Source organism: Mucilaginibacter lacusdianchii, from assembly GCF_009770985.1.
Taxonomy (GTDB): domain Bacteria; phylum Bacteroidota; class Bacteroidia; order Sphingobacteriales; family Sphingobacteriaceae; genus Mucilaginibacter; species Mucilaginibacter lacusdianchii.
The window spans coordinates 37783-53444 of record NZ_WSRW01000004.1; the positions used below are offsets into that span (position 1 = coordinate 37783).

At 42.4% G+C, this 15662-nt stretch carries 14 protein-coding genes; 5 read left to right on the forward strand and 9 right to left on the reverse strand.

Annotation, left to right across the window (positions count from 1 at the left end):
• The first annotated feature begins 56 nt into the window (after positions 1 to 56).
• Positions 57 to 845 (forward strand): DUF1835 domain-containing protein, encoded by a 789-nt coding sequence (locus GPM24_RS18765; RefSeq protein ID WP_158828691.1) that lies wholly within the window; start codon positions 57 to 59, stop codon positions 843 to 845.
• A 199-nt stretch (positions 846 to 1044) separates the two neighbouring features.
• Positions 1045 to 1791: an SDR family NAD(P)-dependent oxidoreductase gene (locus tag GPM24_RS18770; RefSeq protein WP_158828692.1), complete on the forward strand. Its 747-nt coding sequence runs from the start codon at positions 1045 to 1047 to the stop codon at positions 1789 to 1791.
• Positions 1792 to 1806: 15 nt separating this feature from the next.
• Here the strand turns inward: GPM24_RS18770 and GPM24_RS18775 are convergent, their stop codons facing one another.
• Positions 1807 to 3360 carry a glycoside hydrolase family 10-like protein gene (locus GPM24_RS18775; protein WP_158828693.1) on the reverse strand — a complete coding sequence of 518 codons (1554 nt, stop codon included), beginning with the start codon at positions 3358 to 3360 and terminating at the stop codon, positions 1807 to 1809.
• Between the two features lie 294 nt (positions 3361 to 3654).
• Here GPM24_RS18775 and GPM24_RS18780 point away from each other — a divergent pair, with 294 nt between their 5' ends.
• Positions 3655 to 4566 (forward strand): DUF8428 domain-containing protein, encoded by a 912-nt coding sequence (locus GPM24_RS18780; protein WP_158828694.1) that lies wholly within the window; start codon positions 3655 to 3657, stop codon positions 4564 to 4566.
• A 93-nt stretch (positions 4567 to 4659) separates the two neighbouring features.
• Here the strand turns inward: GPM24_RS18780 and GPM24_RS18785 are convergent, their stop codons facing one another.
• Positions 4660 to 5241, reverse strand: a complete 582-nt coding sequence (locus GPM24_RS18785; protein WP_158828695.1) for a non-canonical purine NTP diphosphatase — start codon at positions 5239 to 5241, stop codon at positions 4660 to 4662.
• Position 5242: 1 nt separating this feature from the next.
• Complete coding sequence (locus GPM24_RS18790) at positions 5243 to 5749, reverse strand: hypothetical protein (RefSeq protein WP_158828696.1); 507 nt, start codon at positions 5747 to 5749, stop codon at positions 5243 to 5245.
• A 182-nt stretch (positions 5750 to 5931) separates the two neighbouring features.
• Between GPM24_RS18790 and GPM24_RS18795 the strand changes: the two genes are divergently transcribed.
• Both GPM24_RS18795 and GPM24_RS18800 read left to right on the forward strand, forming a co-directional pair.
• Positions 5932 to 7311 (forward strand): peptidylprolyl isomerase, encoded by a 1380-nt coding sequence (locus tag GPM24_RS18795; protein ID WP_158828697.1) that lies wholly within the window; start codon positions 5932 to 5934, stop codon positions 7309 to 7311.
• An 8-nt stretch (positions 7312 to 7319) separates the two neighbouring features.
• Positions 7320 to 8282: an AAA family ATPase gene (locus GPM24_RS18800; RefSeq protein WP_158828698.1), complete on the forward strand. Its 963-nt coding sequence runs from the start codon at positions 7320 to 7322 to the stop codon at positions 8280 to 8282.
• Between the two features lie 81 nt (positions 8283 to 8363).
• Here GPM24_RS18800 and GPM24_RS18805 read toward each other — a convergent pair whose 3' ends face one another.
• From GPM24_RS18805 to mutL, 6 genes are all read right to left on the reverse strand, one after another.
• Complete coding sequence (locus tag GPM24_RS18805) at positions 8364 to 9236, reverse strand: Cif family virulence factor (RefSeq protein ID WP_158828699.1); 873 nt, start codon at positions 9234 to 9236, stop codon at positions 8364 to 8366.
• Positions 9237 to 9441: 205 nt separating this feature from the next.
• Complete coding sequence (gene cysS / locus GPM24_RS18810; RefSeq protein ID WP_158828700.1) at positions 9442 to 10902, reverse strand: cysteine--tRNA ligase; 1461 nt, start codon at positions 10900 to 10902, stop codon at positions 9442 to 9444.
• A 72-nt stretch (positions 10903 to 10974) separates the two neighbouring features.
• Entirely contained in the window at positions 10975 to 12090 is a 1116-nt protein-coding gene (locus GPM24_RS18815) for an endonuclease/exonuclease/phosphatase family protein (RefSeq protein ID WP_500784479.1), read from the reverse strand.
• On the reverse strand, positions 12080 to 12946 hold the full coding sequence (locus GPM24_RS18820) for a rhomboid family protein (protein WP_158828702.1): 867 nt from the start codon (positions 12944 to 12946) through the stop codon (positions 12080 to 12082). Before GPM24_RS18820 ends, GPM24_RS18815 begins: the two co-directional genes overlap by 11 nt.
• 37 nt (positions 12947 to 12983) lie before the next feature.
• Positions 12984 to 13646 (reverse strand): rhomboid family intramembrane serine protease, encoded by a 663-nt coding sequence (locus GPM24_RS18825; RefSeq protein ID WP_233268904.1) that lies wholly within the window; start codon positions 13644 to 13646, stop codon positions 12984 to 12986.
• Between the two features lie 87 nt (positions 13647 to 13733).
• Entirely contained in the window at positions 13734 to 15596 is a 1863-nt protein-coding gene (gene mutL, locus GPM24_RS18830; protein ID WP_158828704.1) for a DNA mismatch repair endonuclease MutL, read from the reverse strand.
• Between the last annotated feature and the right edge of the window lie 66 nt (positions 15597 to 15662).

Here is a 15662-nt window from a genome sequence, read left to right on the forward strand (position 1 = left end):
GGGATTGCCACGCTAGCGCTCGCAATGACAATATTTATGCAAAAGAAAGAAATCAGATGAATTCTACGACCCTACATATTCTTAATGGCGATGCCACTTTACAAGTCTTCAATCAAACCGGCTTGGACGGTGATGTACTGGTATGGCGCGAGGTGTTTTCGGAAGGACCTTTAAAGGAAAGCTTAGATGCGGATTTCTGGAAAGGGCGCGAAGCATGGATTACGCAAACTTTTGATGATACGCCCGAAGGCTATCAGGAAAATGTAATTCGGGAGCTGGAAAAACTAAACGAACCTTATACCGAAATAAACCTTTGGTTTGAATTTGATTTGCACTGTCAGGTAAACTTGCTGGGTGTAAAGCAACTGCTGCAACAGCAAACTGATTTAACAGAACGAAACATTTTCCTGATTTGCCCGGATGGTCACCCGGATGTGCCTGAGTTTAGAGGAATGGGGCAGCTTAACGGCGAACAGTTGGAGGATGTTTTTGATAGTCGGCTACACCTAAGTGAATACGATTTTAACTTGGCAACAGAAGCATGGCAGGCATATGTAAGTAATGATGCCAACCGTTTACAAGAGTGGATTAATTCGACACCTTTTTGGGGCGGCTTGCATTTATTGAGGTCAGCTATGGAGGCTCAAGTAAAACGCCTGCAAACCAACGAGCAGGGGCAAGGCTACATTGAGCAGGTTTTGTTGCATTTATGCCAAAGCGGTATTGCCAGTCGTAGTGCTGTGTATGAAGCGTTTTGGAGTCAGCATAAAATTTACGGAATGGGGGATGCAGAGTTGAATATCTATCTGGAAGAATTACGCAGTAAAGGGTTGGTTTCTCTATAATTAAAAATAATTTTCTTAACAGGATTTTGTAATGCAATATTCATAATATCCATCCGTTTAATCTCCAGTACCCACATTATTACAGAGGCGCAGTTACAATCTTGCAATTGTGCCTCTGTAAAACCAAATCCTTTTTCTTCGGCATTTCAAAAGCATCAGCTTCCCGAAATTTTATCTTTGCTATAAATAAATTCTGTTTATGAATACTTATATCATCAGCGGTGCAGGCAGTGGCATTGGCCGGGCTATGGCGCAAAAGCTGGCCAATGCAGGTAACACTTGTATTCTGCTAGGTCGTAACCAAACTAACCTAACCGAAACTTTAAACAGCTTAACTGGCAGCGGGCATCAAATTTTAACAGCCGATATTCGCGACATTGCAAGCTTGCAACAGGCTGCGCAAACTCTAGATAATATTGCGATTAATGGTCTGCTGGCCAACTCTGGTATCGGTGGCGAAAATTATTGGGGCGAAGGGGACCGCTGGAACGATATTATCAGTACTAATCTTACCGGAACTTACAATTTTGTAAATACATTTTTGCCCAACTTGCGTAAGGCGGCGGGAACTAAACACGTAATTATTACATCATCAGTATTAGCCCGTTTGGGTGTGGCTAATTACTCAGCCTATTGTGCATCAAAAGCAGGGTTGCTGGGCTTGATGCGCTCATGGGCAGTACAGTATGCGCCTGAAGAAATTTTGGTAAATGCTATTTGCCCCGGTTGGGTAGATACCGAAATGTCGCAGGAAGGGTTGCAAGGTATAGCCGATGGCATTGGCATTACCAAAGATGAATTTTATAACATTGCCATGCAAAGCGTTCCCCTGCGCCGCATGAGTCAGCCCGAAGAGATTGCCGATTTAGTAGTATACCTGCTAAGCCAGCGATCCATTACCGGACAGGCGTTGGATATCAACTGTGGCGCGGTAATGAACAGTTAAGCTGTTTTAAATCTGCTACCGATACGTAACGGTGGTTGTTACCGGTAAACTTTCATTTTTTAGCTTATCTAACGCAGTTACCACATAGGTATAAACCTTGCCGCGCTCTGCTGTTGGGTCTTCGGCTATAGTTGCAGCATCATATTGGATGCGGATAATGTGTTTGGGATCTGACAGGTTAATCGGTTCGCCATAATAAAAGCGATAAATCACATAGCCAAACACTGCTTCTTTATCAGCGGCCAGCAAAGGTGTTTGCCACTGTAGCTTTATGCCTGCGCCCTGCGTGTTCGGAGCTGCCCCTAACAATCGGGGGGCATTTGGCGCAATCGAATCCAGCCACAGCATAAGTGGTGGTAATGCCGGTGTTTTGTAGTAGTTATTGCGTAATGAATCGGTAAAGCCCAAAAGGTTGGCACGCAAGGATGCCGAACTAAAGAAAACACTGCCTTGTATACGTGGGTTGTTGCGCATATAGCGTATTTGCGCCGGTAACTGATTTGGATTTTTAAAGCCTGGGGTACGTAGCTCATTAATACGGTACGCCGCCTGACCAATATACAGGTGATGATTGTAGGCATTATCACTCCACCAATCGGCCAGTTTTTCAAATGCAGCGGCACGGTTGTTAAACGGCCAGTAAATTTGCGGGTTTATATAATCAACCCAACCTTCGGCTATCCATTTACGGGTGTCGGCAAAGTTTTCATAAAAGGCCGATCCGCCATGGGTTTCTGAACCGTCGGGGTCCTGACTTTCGTTTTTCCAAATACCAAACGGACTTATACCGAATTTCATGCGTGGGCGGTATTTGTGTATGCTGTCGCTTAGCATATGTATCAGGGTATCTACATTGCTGCGTCGCCAATCGCGTATGTCGGTAAACTTTCCGGCCCCATATTGTTCAAAAGTGGCCTGGTCATTAATGCGTTGGCCGGCAATAGGATATGGATAAAAATAATCGTCCATGTGAATGCCGTCTACATCATAGTTTTTCACTACGTCCAGTATCACCTGCACAATATATTCGCGCACATCAGGTAAACCTGGGTTAAATAGTTTTCTACCACCATAAGTTAAAAACCAATCGGGGTGCACACGGGTAACATGCTGTGGGCTTAAGCTGGCGGTATTGCCATCCATGGTGGCCCGATAGGGGTTAAACCAAGCATGTAATTCCATACCGCGTTTATGTGCTTCAGTAATAGCAAACTCTAAAGGATCGTAAAAAGATTCTGGCGCACGACCTTGCTGACCGGTTAACCACTTTGACCAAGGTTCGCGGCTTTTAGCGTAAAAAGCATCAGCGGCTGGGCGCACCTGTAATATAATTGCGTTAAGGCCCGATGCATGATGTTGGTCAAATATGTTGACGAGTTCCTGCTTTTGCCGTTCAGACGGCAGTCGCCCACTGCTGGGCCAGTCGATATTGGTAACCGTTGCCACCCAAACACCCCTAAACTCACGTTTAGGAACGGGGTTTATTTGTTTAATGGTATCTATCTGCGCCTGCAAGTGCAAAAAGCTTAACAACAGGATGGAAATCAGCACAAATCGTATTTTCGTCATACAGTAAAAACCTTTGTTAACGGGGGGCAAAGATAAGCAAACTGCACTTCTGCCTTGGCTTTATAATGCTTTATTTAACGTATGGTTTTGTGTTTTTATGATATTGTATTTATTTTAGCCCGCCTATATACCTGAAAAAGCATGCTCAGCAAGCCAATTGGGATATGCTGTTTTATTAAACCTTTACTTAATCGCCCTTAATTATTTGCTGAAAAATGTTTATACTGCATTCATCAGTTTTTTGAATTAATGGCGTTATAGCTAAGTATTAACTGTTAATTTTAAGACATTACGATGGAAAATAAATCTGAACAGCCTTCTAAAAAAAACTCAAACGTTATTTATTTTCTAATTGCTGTGGTTATTGCGTTGCTGGGAACTGATGTATATCTGTATATGCAAAAAAAGCAGGACACCCGCATCATTTATCAGCAGGATGATGAGAAACATCGTTTACAAACCGAACTGGATAGCTTAGAGGCGCAAATAGATCAGGTAAACGCAGGTAAAGCCAAAATGAGCACCGAAATGCAAGCCCGTAATGATTCATTGCAGGCTAAAATTAAGGTACTGAGAAGAGCATTGGCCAAAGGCCAATTAACCGTGGCCGAACTGAAAAGCGCCCAGGAAGATATCAAACAGCTGCGTTACTTTGTAACCAAGTATACTGCTGATATTGAAGAGTTAAAACAACAAAACGCTTCTTTAACCACTGAGCGCGATACTTTAAAAACCAATTTAGCAACCGTAGCGCAAAAAGCCACAACACTTCAACAGCAAAATGAAGAGCTGAATACCAAAGTTAAAGTCGCATCAGCTTTAAAGATGGGTAGCGCCGAAGTGGTGGCTTATAAGATAAAATCAAGCGGTAAAGAAGTTGACGTTACCAAAGCCGGACCGGCCAAAAAGATTAAAATCAATTTTACCGTAGCTGGTAACGCAGTAGCCGAAAAAGGTATGCACGATGTGTATGTACGCATTACCGACCCTGCCGGTAACCTAATGACCTCTGGCGATGTTGGCGTATTTACAGCTGATGACCAGGAGCTGCAATACACCTACAAAACCGCTATCGATTTTAAAGACGACGGTTCTGTGTACACCATTGATTGGGTAAACCCTAACAAATTTGTAAAAGGCGATTATACCGTGTTACTGTATGCCGATGGTTATACTATGGGTAAAACCACCTTCCACTTAAAATAAACTAAAATTAAATATCAATCAAAAGCCCAACTGTATAGTTGGGCTTTTGTATTTTAATGCGTGTTGTAAGAATTAAAAGTTTGGCTTTAAAGCTTATAAGGCATTTAAAAAAGCAATCAACTTTTCCATAGCTATAGCACGATGGCTGATGCGGTTCTTTTCTTCCATGCTCATTTCGGCAAAGGTAATGGTATAACCTTCTGGCTCAAAAATAGGGTCATAGCCAAAGCCTTGCGCACCCACCCGCTCGTGGCGGATAGTGCCGTTAACCGTTCCTTCAAAAAAATGTTCTTCACCATTCCATATCAATGAAATAACCGTGCGGAAGCGGGCTTTACGGTTTTCAATACCTTTAAGGTTGTTAAGTACCTTTTCTATGTTCGCCTCATGATTGCCATGCTCGCCAGCATAGCGTGCCGAGTATACGCCGGGTTCGTTATTTAAAGCTTCAATTTCCAAACCGCTATCATCGGCAAAACAGTTTACTTTATAGTTGTTAAAAATGTAACAGCTTTTAATGGATGCATTTTCACGAAAAGTAACACCCGTTTCTGGAATGTCTTCGGTACAACCAATATCGGTAAGGCTTAGTAACTGCAGTTGGTTGCCGGTTTTGGCAGCTACTTCTTGCAGCTTATGGTTGTTGTGGGTGGCAAATACAATAGGGTTAGGCATATTAAAAGGTTTTTATCTGGTTCCAGAATAGTTTAGTGTTTTCTTTGTTACCCATCATTTCGTTAAAGCTAAGGGTATACAGCGTTAGCATGTTGTCAATAGTTTGCGTAGCATTCATGCTGTTAATTTGCAAGCCTGAGGGTAATGCATCGCTACCTAACACGAGTAATTTTTGCGGAGCAAATTGACTTTGCAGGCGGCTGAAATCCGCCTCAGCATATTTTGCCATATTAACTATAGCAATATCATCCGGTGCGTAAGAGATACGGCCTAACGTGCTTTCGAGCGCTTTGAGGTGGGCTTGAGGCATAAAAGGTTCTTGCGGGTAGTGGCATATCACCAAAAAATGCTTTTTGTTGCCGCCCATATACTGTAACTCTTCCGCAGGCGTTTCTGGTAAAGCCGGTGCTGCCGGAGGGTTCAGTAAAAACTCTTTGTCGGTGTTTAGTAAATATAAATCGTCGGTTAAAAGATAGCGTAAGTTGGCAGCAGCGTTTTCGGTGTTCACTTTAACAATTTTTAACAAAAATAGCTAAACCATCTGAGCCTTTATGGGCATATTAGCACAATTATATCTGGCTGGTAATTAATGACATTATTATGCCGCTGAAATTCAGAAATTTTGCGAAATTCGGAGGTTTATTGAGGGCGCTATAGCCTGATAAATAAATGAGTGTTATACGAGAGTACATGAGAAAGATCGGAATAGTTTTACTTAGTTTTTTAAGTGTTTTTACAGCTGCTCATGCGCAGAAGCAAACCTTGGATAAGGTAGCCGGCGTGGTAGGCGGAAACGTGATTTTAAAATCGGATATTGAACTGCAATATGCCCAATATCTGGTTTCGGGAAACCAGCCCGATCCTAACATTCGTTGTATTATTTTACAACGCTTACTTACGCAAAAGTTATTGGCGCAACAAGCCGTACTTGATAGTGTTACTGTAACTGAAGATGACGTGGATGCACAGATTGACCGCCGTATGCGTTCATCTATACAAAGAGCTGGCGGGCAAGACCGTTTAGAGCAGTTTTTGGGCCGTTCTATCATCCAGTACAAAGATGAAATTCGTCCGGATATCCGTGAGCAGATGATTGCTGAAAGAATGCAGCAAAAAATCACCGAAAAAGTGAGCGTTACGCCGCAAGAAGTTAAACGCTATTTTGAATCAATACCAAAAGACAGCTTACGTACTTACAACAAAGAGGTTGAAGTTGGAGAAATTATGTTTCAGCCTAAATTGAATAAAGAAGAGAAAGCTTATTATAAACAAAAAGCCGAAGACTTATTAAAAAGAGTAAAAAACGGTGAAGATTTTGGAACGTTAGCGCGTTTGTATTCACAAGACCCTGGATCGGCGCCTGAAGGTGGCGACTTAGGTTTTCAAGACCGTAACGGCTTGGTAAAAGAATTTACAGCAGTAGCTTTCAAATTAAAAGCCGGCGAAATATCTCCTGTATTTGAATCAGAGTTCGGTTTTCACTTTTTACAGGTGATTGAGCGCCGCGGCGAGCAAATACACGCCCGACATGTATTAATTGTACCTGTTGGTACACAATCCAGCTTAAACCGTACTAAAACACTAGCTGACAGTGTTTATAATTTATTAAAAACGCATAAAGATTTCGATTTTTCTACAGCCGCCTCCATTTATTCTGACAATAAAGATACCAAGTATAATGGTGGTATGATGCTGAACGCAGAAGATGTGCAATCGCGTTCTACATTTATTCCTACTGATAAACTTGATCCGCAAGTGGCTTTAGTAGTAGATACTATGAAAGTAGGCAGTATTTCAAAGCCGCAGCTTATTACCGGCCAGGACGGTAAGCAAACTTACCGTATTTTGTACCTGCGTTCGGTTACTGACGCACACAAAGCCAACTTGGCGCAAGATTATCCGAGGATGAAAGAAATTGCCCAGGCAGAAAAGCTAAATCGTACCGTAAGCGAGTGGTTCGAAAAGAAAAGGAGAGATACTTACATCCGTATTGATCCGGAATTTCAAACCTGTTCTATATTAAAAGACTGGGTAGCTAAACCCACTACAGCGCAGGTAACCCAGCCATAATCACGTTTATGACATATCGTTCAGAAGTAGAAGCTGCTGATGCTTTAAAACAGGCATATCACACCATCCGTGCCGAAATAGGTAAAATTATTATTGGGCAGGATGAGGTGGTAAAATCGGTACTGATATCCATTTTTAGTAATGGGCACTGCCTGTTGGTAGGTGTACCTGGCTTGGCAAAAACCCTGCTGGTACAAACTGTAGCGCAGGTGCTTGATCTGAACTTTAACCGCGTACAGTTTACGCCCGATTTGATGCCATCGGATATTATTGGTTCTGAAATTTTAGGTGAGGATAGAAACTTTAAGTTTATCCGCGGGCCTATATTCTCAAACATTATTTTGGCCGATGAGATTAACCGTACACCGCCAAAAACGCAGGCTGCCTTGCTGGAAGCTATGCAAGAAAAAGCGGTTACTGCGGCCGGTGTAACGCATAAATTATCGCAGCCATTTTTTGTACTGGCTACCCAAAACCCTATTGAGCAGGAAGGTACTTACCCACTACCTGAAGCACAATTGGACCGCTTTATGTTCAACGTGTCATTAAACTATCCTACGTTTGCCGAAGAGTTGCAAGTAGTTAAAAATACAACCTCAACCAATCAGGTAAAAGTAAACAAGGTATTAGGGGCCGAGCAGATTGTGTATTTTCAACAATTGGTGCGCAACATACCGGTTACCGATCATGTGCTGGAATATGCTGTGCGTTTGGTAGGTAAAACCCGTCCGCAGGGCGAGTTAGCCACACCACAGGTAAAACGCTTGTTAAATTGGGGCGCAGGTCCACGGGCTTCGCAGTACCTGGTATTGGGTGCTAAGTGCCATGCAGTAATCAGTGGTAAATACTCACCCGATATTGAAGATGTGCAAGCAGTTGCCAAGCCCATTCTAAGGCACCGTATTGTGCGCAGCTATCATGCCGAGGCGGAAGGTCTATCCACGGATCAGATTATTGAGCAGCTGTTCTAATCAGGTCTAAATGAAAATAATAAAGAAAGGGCGCTGTTCACATGAACAGCGCCCTTTCTTTATTATTAATGTCTTTGCAAATTATTCGTTCTCAATAGCCGAATATATTTCAACCAGTACATTCCAATGGTTCTGGTCATCTAATTCCCAAACGCGAACGTAGTTGTAATTACTTACAATGTTGCCTTTTTGAATACGTGCACGACCATAACTGTAAGCCAAATCATTGCTAATTGCCCGACCGGCATCCAACGTTTCAGCAGCTATGTTGATACCTTGGCTGGAAACAAACTTCATGATTTGATCCTGGCCGGTTATAGCCGGAAAGCCAGGGAAATAATAATGAGCTTCCGGGCTGCAGAAAGCTTTGTAACCTACCAATGCCGATTTATGCAAAGTTGCATTCAGCGTTTTATCTGTATTTAAAATGATAGACTTGGCTTTGAATGGATCTTTAACAGTGCTTTTGGCTTTAGATGCATCCGGCTCTTTAACATCTATCAAAGGCTGGGTATCACCTTCGGGATGTTGGATACCTAAATTGAATAACAGTTTTAATTTGTTATCAGCTCCGTTACGCCATACAGATACATAATCGCCATAAACTTTGTCATCACCCGCTTTACCTGTGGTATAAACATAAGGGCCTGTAGTAACAGCCAAATCTCCACCTGCTGATATACGGGCAAACTTTGGTTGCCAGGTTAAGGTGCCGGGCTGCTTATCAATATTGCCATAAAACTCAGTGATTTTTACAGGCTCTGGTTTAAAAATTAAGCCCTCTGGATCGGCTACAGCCAAAAATGCATCTTTAAGACCTTTACGGGCAGCTAACTTATTAAAATCTTCTTCTGCTTTAATAACGGTGGCTGTTTTACCTGTAGTTTGGGCAACTGATACCATGGCGTAACAGCAAAATGCAGCAAGTGCTGACAAGGCTTTGTTCATTTTCATACTTAGATTGAAGGGTAATTGCAATATAAGGCGCTAATGCAATAATTGTATTGCCAGGCCATTGCAGTTATGTGTTAAACTTAAAATACGTGTAAATATTGTTAAGATAGAATAAAGAATTTGATGTAGGGTACTAACACCGCAACAGATTATTTGTTTAACTATCTGATGCGGTGCTGATAAATGAAATTATACAACTCAATAATTATATCTTATTCCAGGTAGTACCTTCTTTACTATCCTTTAGTTGAAAACCTATTTTTTGCAGTCCATCACGAATTTTGTCAGACGTTGCATAATCACGGTTAACTTTAGCTTCGCTACGCAACTGTACTAAAAAGTCCATTACTTTTGGCAACTCGTCGGTAGCGGCCTGTTCACTTTTAAGCCCTAAAATATCTATGGCAAAGTCCTGCATTACTTTTTTAAGCAGGGTAAGGTTTGCCTCATCAATCTTCAGCTTATTATCATGTACTGAATTAATGATGCGCGATGCTTCAAATAATTCTGCTATTAACACCGGGCTGTTAAAATCATCATTCAAAGCCTCATAACACCGGCTTTGCAGCGCTTGTATATCCACCTCAGTAGTAGCCGAAGGAGTTAAGCCATCAAGTAAGGTAAACGCATTCATCAGGCGCTTAAAACCTTTTTCGGAAGCTTCCATAGCATCGTTGCTAAAGTCGAGCGTGCTGCGGTAGTGAGCCTGCATCATAAAAAAGCGAACCATCATTGGGCTGTAGCCTTTATTTAGGATGGCGTTGTTGCCCGAAAATAATTCATGCGGTAAAAAACTGTTGCCTAACGATTTGGACATCTTCTGGCCATTCACGGTCAGCATATTGGTATGTATCCAGTACTTAGCCGGATTTTTACCACAGCTGGCCATATTTTGCGCCACCTCATTAGTGTGGTGGGTCGGAATCAAGTCCAAGCCGCCGCCATGAATATCAAATTGCTCGCCCAAATATTTATTACTCATGGCCGAGCATTCCAAATGCCATCCCGGAAAACCCACACCCCATGGCGAAGGCCATTTCATTAAGTGCTCGGGCTTGGCTTTAATCCACAAGGCAAAATCCAGTTTGCCGCGTTTCTCGTCCTGTCCGCCTAAAGTGCGGGTATTGGTCAATAAATCTTCCAGGTGGCGGCCACTCAATATACCGTAATCGTGCGCCTGGTTGTATTTTTCTACATCAAAATAAACCGATCCATCTACCTCGTAAGCATAGCCTTTGGCCAGTATTTCTTTTACCAGTTCTATCTGCTCAATAATATGACCTGTAGCGGTAGGTTCGATACTTGGAGGCAATACATTAAGGATTTTCATTACTTCATGGAAACCTACGGTGTAGGTCTGTACAATCTCCATGGGCTCCAGCTTAGACAGCTTTGCTTTTTTAGAGATTTTGTCCTCTCCCTCATCGGCATCTCCCTCCAGGTGACCGGCATCCGTAATGTTACGCACATAGCGCACTTTATAGCCTAGGTGGGTCAGGTACCTGAAAATTAAATCGAAAGATATATAGGTACGAGCGTTGCCCATGTGTGCATCGCTGTACACGGTTGGTCCGCAAACGTACATGCCTACATAAGGGGCATTCAGCGGTACAAACCCTTCTTTAGTACGGGTTAAAGTATTGTAAACAAATAAATTTTGTTTCATGGGCGCAAACTTACAATTTTTTGGCGGGAGGTAATGACATCAGTCGGCAATATGAATATCAATATGGAATGGTTATCTGATCCGTAAATCGCTACACACCGGATAGTGGTCAGAAAGTTTCTTTTTCACAATCCAGTAATTATCTACATCCAGTTTGGGGCTGGCTAAGATATAATCAATTTGATAATTAGGAAAGCTGCCGTTATATGTACGACCCATGCCCGACCCTTTTTCACGAAACGCATTTTTTAATCCTTTCGACATCTGGTTAACGGCATAAGATGCTGGTGTATCATTAAAATCACCCGAAATAACGTAGGGGTAAGAACACTGTGCTGCATGTTCTTTTACCTTAAACACTTGTTCGCTGCGTTTAATAAAAGCGCGTTTTAGTTTGCCGCCAATACGCTTAGATAATGTAAAGTTGGTTTTGCCATGTTGCGATACCTCGTCTAAGTACCCATAATCGGTAGGGTCAAAACGGATAGACTGGAGGTGCAAGCTGTATACGCGAACAATTTTGCCTTGCTTTTCAATATCTGCAAAAAGACATTGATTACCGCTGCCACTCTCGTCAGATAATCTGATGAGCCCATGATTCACAATAGGATATTTAGAAAAAATAGCAATGCCCATGGCCTCGCCGCTGTTTTGCATAAACGGCTCAAAATAATAATGCGACGAGTGCATGATTTTTTTGATGGTATCGGTAAATGCATAGCGGCCGCGGGGTTTGGTATAATATTCCTGAAAGCCTACTACATCGGGGTTTTGGCTGGCAATAATAGTAAGAGCTTCCTTTTTGGCGTTCACGGTGTTCTTTTCGCCATATGGCTTAAAGTTGTGCACGTTATAAGTCATCAGCCGCAGGCAATTTTCTTTTGGCGTATCAAGCTTTTGGGTTGATGAACGGAAGCCGATATTGTTGAATAATATGTTGTACCCCAAACCTATGCACACCAAGGGTATTAACCAAAAGTTACGGCCACGTAAGCCCCAATAAGCCACTATAATGATATTGCCCAGCAATAAAAAAGGATAGGCCAGTCCGAAAAAGGCAACAATCCAAATTTTACGAGGATCTGTAATAGGCGAAAGGTAACTGATAAGCAAGCAGATGCTTAACAGAACAGTTAACCATAAAAATATTCTATCGAAAAAATTGAGCTTTGTACTATTACCCCTCATTATTATTGCTGGCACGGAATAAAGTTTCCTTTTCCTGCTTGTTCAGGCTTTCATAGCCACTTTGCGAAATTTTATCTAAAATACGGTCAATCTCTTCCTCGCGCGGGCGGGTTGTGTTGGATGTATAGCTACGGTTTTTAGAGGCTACTGATACTTTGGGCCGCTGGCTTAATACACTATCCATAGAACGGTTCCAGTCGTTTCCGCTTTTAAGTTGCTTAACATAAACAAAACCTAGTAAAGCACCACCTAAATGTGCAATCTCGCCACCGGCGTTAGGGCCCAGAATGCCTAAAAAGTCAATCACTACATAAAATAATGCCAGCCATTTTAACTTTACCGGGCCAATAAACATCATATAAATGCTGTAATCGGGTAGTAAGGTAGCTGTAGCTACTACAATAGCCATTACGCAGGCCGATGCACCTACCACTGTTATAAATGGTAAAGCGCCTGCAAATACCGGCAAAGTGTTAAAAGCCAAAATGTATAAAGCAGCACCGGCCAGTCCCCCCATTAAGTAAACGCTTACTAATCGGTTTTTGCCGAGGTATTCTTCAAACAATTGTCCCATCCAAAACAGCCACAGCATGTTAAACAGGATGTGAAAAACATCAGCATGCATGAACATGTAAGTAAGTGGTGTCCAGAAATGCGACGCCAGTTGTGGCAAATGAGCGGGCAATGCCAGATAGGTTTGGGTAAAACCTTTTAAAAAGTCGTTACCCGCCAGTCCTAAAATGGTTGCCGGGATATTAATTACTAAAAACGCCAGTACGTTAATGCCAATAAGCAGGTTCAATTTGCTGCCGGATTGCAGCATTTTATATCGCAGATCTTGCCACAGGGTGCTCATGATGCAGTAGAATGTTTATCTAAATAACTTACATAAGTTAGTAAAAATTGTTTGGCTTTTTATATCCCCAAAACTTTATTAGTAAAAATCCGAATAAGGCACCGCCAATGTGGGCAAAATGGGCTACGGTATCGCCCTGTGATGGCCTGAATCCATTGTACAGTTCATAAAGTACATAAAAAGGTACTACATACTTAACTTTTAATGGAATTGGAATAGGAAACACTATAAATTCTAATTCGGGATAGAATAAATATATTGCTATGATTAATCCAAATATGGCCCCTGAAGCTCCCATTATCCGTTCCACAAATACTTGTTCAATGGCAGCCATTTGCCCTTGGCCTTGAATTTGAAAAGTATTTACATTGATAAAGAAAGATCCAGTAGCTTGATGTAGCATAATGCCCTGAACTATATATTGCAGAAGTAAAGCGCCTATGCCTGTAATGAAATAATAGGTTAAAAATCGTTTTGGTCCAAAGGTTTGTTCTAATATAGGGCCTATAAAAAGCAAGCCAAGCATATTGCCAAAAATGTGTCCCCAGTTTCGTGGGTCATGTATGAACAAATAACTGACTATCTGCCAAGGATGAAACAGTGGAGAGTTAGGATAAAATGCTGCAAGCCAAACTGTAATATCTTTACCTATGCCTCTAAATACAAATATAGCTACATAAAATAGCACATTAACAATCAACAGGTTTTTTACAACCGGCGTTATGTTAGAAAACGGACTCTGACTGTATGGTCTCATAGATATCTGTAAACGCCCTTTGCGGGCTACTTATTTTTCAAACCTTTCGGCTAATTCATTTAAGGTAAAAGTACTGATTACCGGCTTGCCGTTTATAGCCAAATTTGGCATCTGGCAGGCAAATAGCTGGTCTATCAGTAAATTCATTTCTTCCTGCGTAAGTTTGGTGCCGGCTTTAGTAGCTGCATTACGGGCCAATGTACGGGCCAGCGTGTCGCGTTTATCTAACTTTAATATAGCCAGATTGTTTTTAAAGCCCTCCAGCAAATCTTCCAGCAGTTGGTGCTCATTGGTGGTGTTTACATCGGCCGGAACGCCTTCTACTACCACCGTGTTTTTACCAAACTCGCGAATGTCAAAACCCAGCGAGCGTATATCAGGCAGTAATTCACGCAGTAGCTCAAAATCAGCAGCATTTAGGGTTACTGTTTGCGGAAACAAACTTTGCTGGCTGATACCTGAATGGTTTTGCAGTTGCTGCAAAAAGCGCTCGTACAAAATACGCTCGTGTGCCGCTTGCTGGTTAATGAGCATAAACCCCGATTTTATTTGAGACAGAATAAAACGGTTATGTATCTGGAATAATTGCCGCTCGCTGTCTTTACTTACCTGTTGGTTATTAATCTCAAAGGTTTCTGCAGGCAGTAGCTCTTCCTGTTTGCGGTCTTCTTGCTTGCTTATTTCATAAAGCGTGTTCCAGTTTTGTGGTATGCCGGTTTTAAATGGATTACTGTCAGACTGAAACACTGGCTCGCGTGGTTCGCGGGTGTTTTTTTGCTCGTTGGCAAACGGGTTAAAATCTGGATTAAAGGTAACACTGGGTGGTACAATCTCATTCAGCGGCTTATGCGTAATCAAATGCTCAATGCTGTTTTCCTGGTCAAAATCGAGCGTTGGTGTGATGTTGTAACGGCCCAGTGAGCGTTTAACTGCCGAGCGGATAATGGCATAAATGGCCTTCTCGTCCTGGTACTTGATTTCGGTTTTGGTAGGATGTACGTTGATATCAATTTTACTTGGGTCAATATCAATAAACAGCACATACAGCGGAAAACTTTCTTCGGGCAACAATTCTTCAAAAGCCGTAAGCACCGCATGGTTCAAATAAGCATCCCTGATAAAACGGTTGTTTACAAAAAAGAATTGTTCGCCACGTGTTTTGCGGGCAAATTCGGGCTTGCCTACAAAGCCGCGCAGTTTAATGATAGTGGTATCTTCTTCAACCGGTACCAAACGCTGGTTGTAGTTGTTGCCAAACAAGTGCACAATACGCTGCTTTAACGTAGCGGCCGGCAAGTGATAAACTTCCTGCCCATCGTGGTGCAGCGTGAAGAATATTTGCGGATGCGCTAAAGCCACACGCTGAAACTCGTCAATAATATGACGCATCTCTACCGAATTACTTTTTAAAAAGTTACGGCGGGCGGGTGTATTGTAAAACAGGTTTTTAACCGAGATGGATGTTCCGGCACTGGCAGCACAAGCTTCCTGATTAATTACTTCCGAACCTTCAATAGTAATGCAGCTGCCCAGTTCATCTTCATGGCGGCGGGTTTTCAGTTCAACCTGTGCAATGGCCGCAATAGAAGCCATAGCCTCGCCCCTAAAACCCATGGTGCGGATGGCAAACAGATCTTCGGCCTTGCGTATTTTAGAGGTAGCATGCCGCTCAAAACACATACGTGCATCGGTTGCACTCATGCCGCAGCCGTTGTCAATCACCTGTATCAGCGCCTTACCGGCTTCTTTTAAAAGCAGTTGTATTTTATCGGCTCCCGAGTCGATGGCGTTTTCTACCAGTTCTTTCACAGCAGAAGCAGGTCGTTGTACTACTTCGCCGGCGGCAATCTGGTTGGCCACGGCATCCGGTAAAAGCTGTATTATATCAGACATCAAAAAAATCCCTCTCTATTTCGATGCTAAATTAATTATTTGACGGCATAACTTTACTTTTGAATA

Coding starts and splice junctions, on each gene's coding strand:
- GPM24_RS18765 (WP_158828691.1), top strand. CDS start 57: ATGAATTCTACGACCCTACATATTCTTAATGGCGATGCCACTTTACAA.
- GPM24_RS18770 (WP_158828692.1), top strand. CDS start 1,045: ATGAATACTTATATCATCAGCGGTGCAGGCAGTGGCATTGGCCGGGCT.
- GPM24_RS18775 (WP_158828693.1), bottom strand. CDS start 3,360: ATGACGAAAATACGATTTGTGCTGATTTCCATCCTGTTGTTAAGCTTT.
- GPM24_RS18780 (WP_158828694.1), top strand. CDS start 3,655: ATGGAAAATAAATCTGAACAGCCTTCTAAAAAAAACTCAAACGTTATT.
- GPM24_RS18785 (WP_158828695.1), bottom strand. CDS start 5,241: ATGCCTAACCCTATTGTATTTGCCACCCACAACAACCATAAGCTGCAA.
- GPM24_RS18795 (WP_158828697.1), top strand. CDS start 5,932: ATGAGAAAGATCGGAATAGTTTTACTTAGTTTTTTAAGTGTTTTTACA.
- GPM24_RS18800 (WP_158828698.1), top strand. CDS start 7,320: ATGACATATCGTTCAGAAGTAGAAGCTGCTGATGCTTTAAAACAGGCA.
- GPM24_RS18805 (WP_158828699.1), bottom strand. CDS start 9,236: ATGAAAATGAACAAAGCCTTGTCAGCACTTGCTGCATTTTGCTGTTAC.
- cysS (WP_158828700.1), bottom strand. CDS start 10,902: ATGAAACAAAATTTATTTGTTTACAATACTTTAACCCGTACTAAAGAA.
- GPM24_RS18815 (WP_500784479.1), bottom strand. CDS start 12,090: ATGAGGGGTAATAGTACAAAGCTCAATTTTTTCGATAGAATATTTTTA.
- GPM24_RS18820 (WP_158828702.1), bottom strand. CDS start 12,946: ATGAGCACCCTGTGGCAAGATCTGCGATATAAAATGCTGCAATCCGGC.
- mutL (WP_158828704.1), bottom strand. CDS start 15,596: ATGTCTGATATAATACAGCTTTTACCGGATGCCGTGGCCAACCAGATT.